The sequence below is a fragment of the Nocardia sp. NPDC060220 genome (assembly GCF_042727815.1).
Taxonomy (GTDB): Bacteria; Actinomycetota; Actinomycetes; order Mycobacteriales; family Mycobacteriaceae; genus Nocardia.
In genome coordinates, this window is record NZ_JBHWZY010000688.1 from 1 (window position 1) to 3,791 (window position 3,791).

Genomic DNA, 3,791 nt, shown 5'->3' on the forward strand with positions numbered 1-3,791 from the left:
GCCCACGGCCGCGCACCCGTTCGGCACGGACGCGCTCGGCCGCGATGTGCTCGCCCGCCTGGGCCACGGCGCCCTGCGCACCACACGTGTTTACAGAGTGGTGAATCAGATATTTTCTCAAAGGGTTAACTTTATTCTCTTTAGATGAGAAGATGATTTCCGAAATGGAGAGCGCCGAGAACAGGTGCTTTGTTCGATGAGAAACAGGGCTCGGCCGCCGAGCTTGTGTCAGGAGGACATCGGTGAGATCGCAGCGAGTACTGATCGCCTTGATGGCGACCGCGTTGCTGGTGGCGGGCTGTAGCGGCCGCACCGGCAGCGGGGTCGAAGAGGCCGCGGCACCCGGCGGCAAGGCGGTGACGAGCGACTTCGGTGATCTGAACGGGGTCTGCCAGACCGGCAAGTCGACGAGTGCGCCGACGCAGGGCGTCACCGCCGGGCAGATCGAAGTCGGCGTGTTCACCGATATGGGTTTCACCAAGAACCCCGAATTGGTCGACGCCGCCAAGGTCTTCACGTCCTGGTGCAACGACAACGGCGGAATCAACGGTCGCAAACTGGCCTTCAATGTCCGTGACGCGAAACTGCTCGAGGTCCGCGCACGCATGCTGGAAGCCTGCCGCGAGGACTTCGCGCTGGTCGGCGGCTCCGCCGCACTCGATGCCCTCGGCGTCAAGGATCGGCTCACGTGCACACTGCCCGAGTTCCCGTCGCAGGTGAGTCAGGCCGAGAACACCGGTTCCGATCTCCAGGTGGGATCCGGTGCCTCCTCCGCGCGCCCCTACGACACCTACGCGGGCATGCATCAGTGGCTGTTCAAGGAGGCCTACCCGGCCTCGGCGGCCGCGGTCGGCATCATCGTGGCTGACTCACCGGTGGTGAAGTCGATGGCCGACCGCTACGGGGAGTCGCTGCCCGCCGAGGGCGCGACCCTGATCTACAACGACCTCTATCCGGCCGCGGGCGTCTCGGATTGGACGCCCTACGCGCAGTCCATCAAGGCCAAGGGCGTGAAGGGCCTGATCTTCCTCGGCGACTTCCGCAGCCTCGCCAAGCTCGAGGACGTGCTCACCAGCATGGACTACAAGCTGGACTGGGTCGACGTCACCAGCAACGCCTACACCCCCGCGTTCCTCGAGCTCGCCCGCACATCGCTGGGCGCGCAGAACAACTTCGCCGACCTGTCGGGGACCGTGCCGCTGGAATCGGCGGCCAGTGTCCCGGCGGTGCAGCGGGCCAAGGATCTGTTCGCCCAGTACGCGCCCGACGGGAAACTGACCTACAACGGGCTGCGTTCGCTGGTGCAGTGGCTGCTGTTCGCGAAGGCGGCCTCGAGCTGCGGCGACAACCTCACCCGCACCTGCGTGGTGGAGGCCGCCCGTAAGGAAACAGCGTGGACCGCCGGCGGTTTGCAGGCGCCCGCCGACATGTCGACCCACACCGTGCCGCCCAAGTGCTTCAACGTGATGAAGGCGACCGCGCAGGGCTGGACGAACGCGGACTTCAAGCCCGACACCGGTCCGTTCCGCTGCGACATGAAGCCCTACGTCTACACCAAGGAATACGGTCGCCCGCTGACGCTGGCCGACGTCAACAAGAGCATGAGCGACGTCAAATAATGGAGCAGTTCATCGCTTTCGGCATCGTCGGGCTCAGCACCGCCGCGATCTACGCCATCATCGGCAGCGGCCTGGTCCTGACCTTCACCACGACCGGTGTCTTCAATTTCGCGCACGGCGCGGCGGGCATGGTCTCGGCCTTCGTGTACTGGCAGTTCACCGTGGGCTGGGGCGTGCCGACGCCGATCGCGGTCGCCCTGGTGTTGCTGGTGTTCGCGCCACTGTTCGGGTTGGCGTTCGCGCAGGCGCTGGCGCCGACCCAGGGCCTGGGCGACGCCGAGAAACTCGTCATGACGGTGGCGTTGCTCAGCGGCCTGATGCTCACCGCGCGCTGGATCTGGAATCCGGACGTGGCGCGCACCCTGCCGCGGTTCTTCGCCGACCAACCACCGCTGCACCTGGGTTCGGTGACGATCACCTGGCATCAGGCATTGACCATGGTGGTGGCCGTCGTGGTGGCCATCGCTCTGCGAATCCTGCTGTACCGCACCAGAACCGGTGCGGAGATGCGCGCGACCGTCGACGATCGGGCACTGGTCGGGCTCACCGGCGCCGACCCGCAGCGCGCCAATCGGGTGGCCTGGATGCTCGGCATCGAGTTGGCGGCCGTCGGCGGCATCCTCATCGCGCCGATGGTGGCTCTGGACGCGGCGCAGCTGTCGTTGCTGATCGTCAGCGCCTACAGTGCGGCGATCTTCGGACGGCTGGCCAGCCTGCCGATGACCTTTCTCGGTGCGATCGTCGTCGGCTGCCTGGAGAGCTATCTCACCGGGTATCTGCCACAGAACGAGTATCTGCCCGGACTGCGGCTGGCCGCGCCCGCGCTGCTGCTGCTCGTCGCGCTGCTGCTGTTCCCGCACGGACGGCTGCGCGGGCGCGATCGGCGGTTGAGCCCGGTGCCGTTGCCGAGCGTGCGTGGTTCGGCGGTGTTCGCGGTCGTCGTCGCGGTGGTCGGGCTCATGCTCGCCACCCTGCTCAGCGAAGCGGATCTGATCAGCTACGGCCTGATCTTCGCCTTCGGGGTGATCGCGTTGTCGTTCGTGCCCCTCGCCGGGTTCGCCGGCCAGATCTCGCTGTGCCAGTTGAGCATCGCCGGGATCGGCGCCGTCGCCTACGCGCATCTGGGCGCCGACGGGCAGTGGTGGGCGCTGCTCGCCGCCATGGCGATCGCGGGCGTCGTCGGCGCGCTGATCGCCCTACCGGCGCTGCGGTTGTCCGGGGTCTACCTCGCGCTCGGCACGGCCGCGTTCGCGGTGGTGCTCGACCGCTGGATCTTCACCCTGCCCTCGTTCGAGGTGTTCGGGGTGCGGATCGCCCTGTTCGACCAGGGCTCGGTGGATCTGGTCGGCCCCAGCCTGTTCGGCACGCAACTGACCAGCACCGCGCAGATCACCGTTTTCGCGGCGATCGTGCTCGGGCTGGCCGGATTCGCGGTGGCGATGCTGCGGCGCGGTCGGCTCGGCCGACGGTTGATCGCCCTGCGCGACAGCGAGGCCGCCTACGCGACCCTCGGCGGAAACCTGCTGGCGGCCAAGATGCTGGTGTTCTCGCTGTCGGCGGCGATCGCCGGACTCGGTGGGGCGCTCTACGGCATGCAGCTGCGGTCGGTGACCGCCGAGCAGTTCAGTTTCGTCGCGGGCCTGCCGATCTTCCTGATCGTGGTCATCGCCGGGCTGGGCGCGGTCGGCAGCGGATTGTTCACCGGCGCTGTCTATTCGGGCCCGCTCAACGCGATTCCCGTGTTGTTCCCGGCGCTGACCAATCTCGTCCATGTCCTGCCCGCCCTGGGCGGTATCGCCTTCAGCGGCGGGTTCCTCGGCCAGGGCGCCCTGGCGCAGATCCGTCGCGAATGGGCCGCGGCACTGCGCGATCGGGTCGTGATGGCGGTGCTGCTCGGTGGGCTGGCGTTGCTGTGGGCGTTGCGCCTCGGCGATGTCATCAACGGCTACGTGTTCACCGCGGGTGCGCTGATCGCGGCCATCGTGGTGCCTCGCTGGGCGAATCGGCGCCACCGTCCGCCCACGCTGGCGCAGGTGCCCGTCGAATGGCTCGGCATCGATCGGGCGTGGACCACAGCAGACAAGGAGATGCTCGATCGTGGGATCGCTACTCGAAGTTGAGCAGGTCACGGTGACCTTCGGCGGTCACCGTGCCCTGGACAAGGCCGGGCTG

The 3,791-nt window shown here is 67.4% G+C and carries 2 protein-coding genes; both read left to right on the plus strand.

The features are described 5' to 3' along the window. Positions 1–272 precede the first annotated feature (272 nt). Positions 273–1,619 (plus strand): ABC transporter substrate-binding protein, encoded by a 1,347-nt coding sequence (locus tag ACFWF3_RS27695; protein WP_067444914.1) that lies wholly within the window; start codon positions 273–275, stop codon positions 1,617–1,619. Beyond that, positions 1,619–3,739 (plus strand): ABC transporter permease, encoded by a 2,121-nt coding sequence (locus ACFWF3_RS27700; RefSeq protein WP_379316356.1) that lies wholly within the window; start codon positions 1,619–1,621, stop codon positions 3,737–3,739. Before ACFWF3_RS27695 ends, ACFWF3_RS27700 begins: the two co-directional genes overlap by 1 nt. Positions 3,740–3,791: the final 52 nt, after the last annotated feature.

Excerpts from the sequence above, each read along its gene's own strand:
- ACFWF3_RS27695 (WP_067444914.1), top strand. The coding sequence starts at position 273 with ATGGCGACCGCGTTGCTGGTGGCGGGCTGTAGCGGCCGCACCGGCAGC.
- ACFWF3_RS27700 (WP_379316356.1), top strand. The coding sequence starts at position 1,619 with ATGGAGCAGTTCATCGCTTTCGGCATCGTCGGGCTCAGCACCGCCGCG.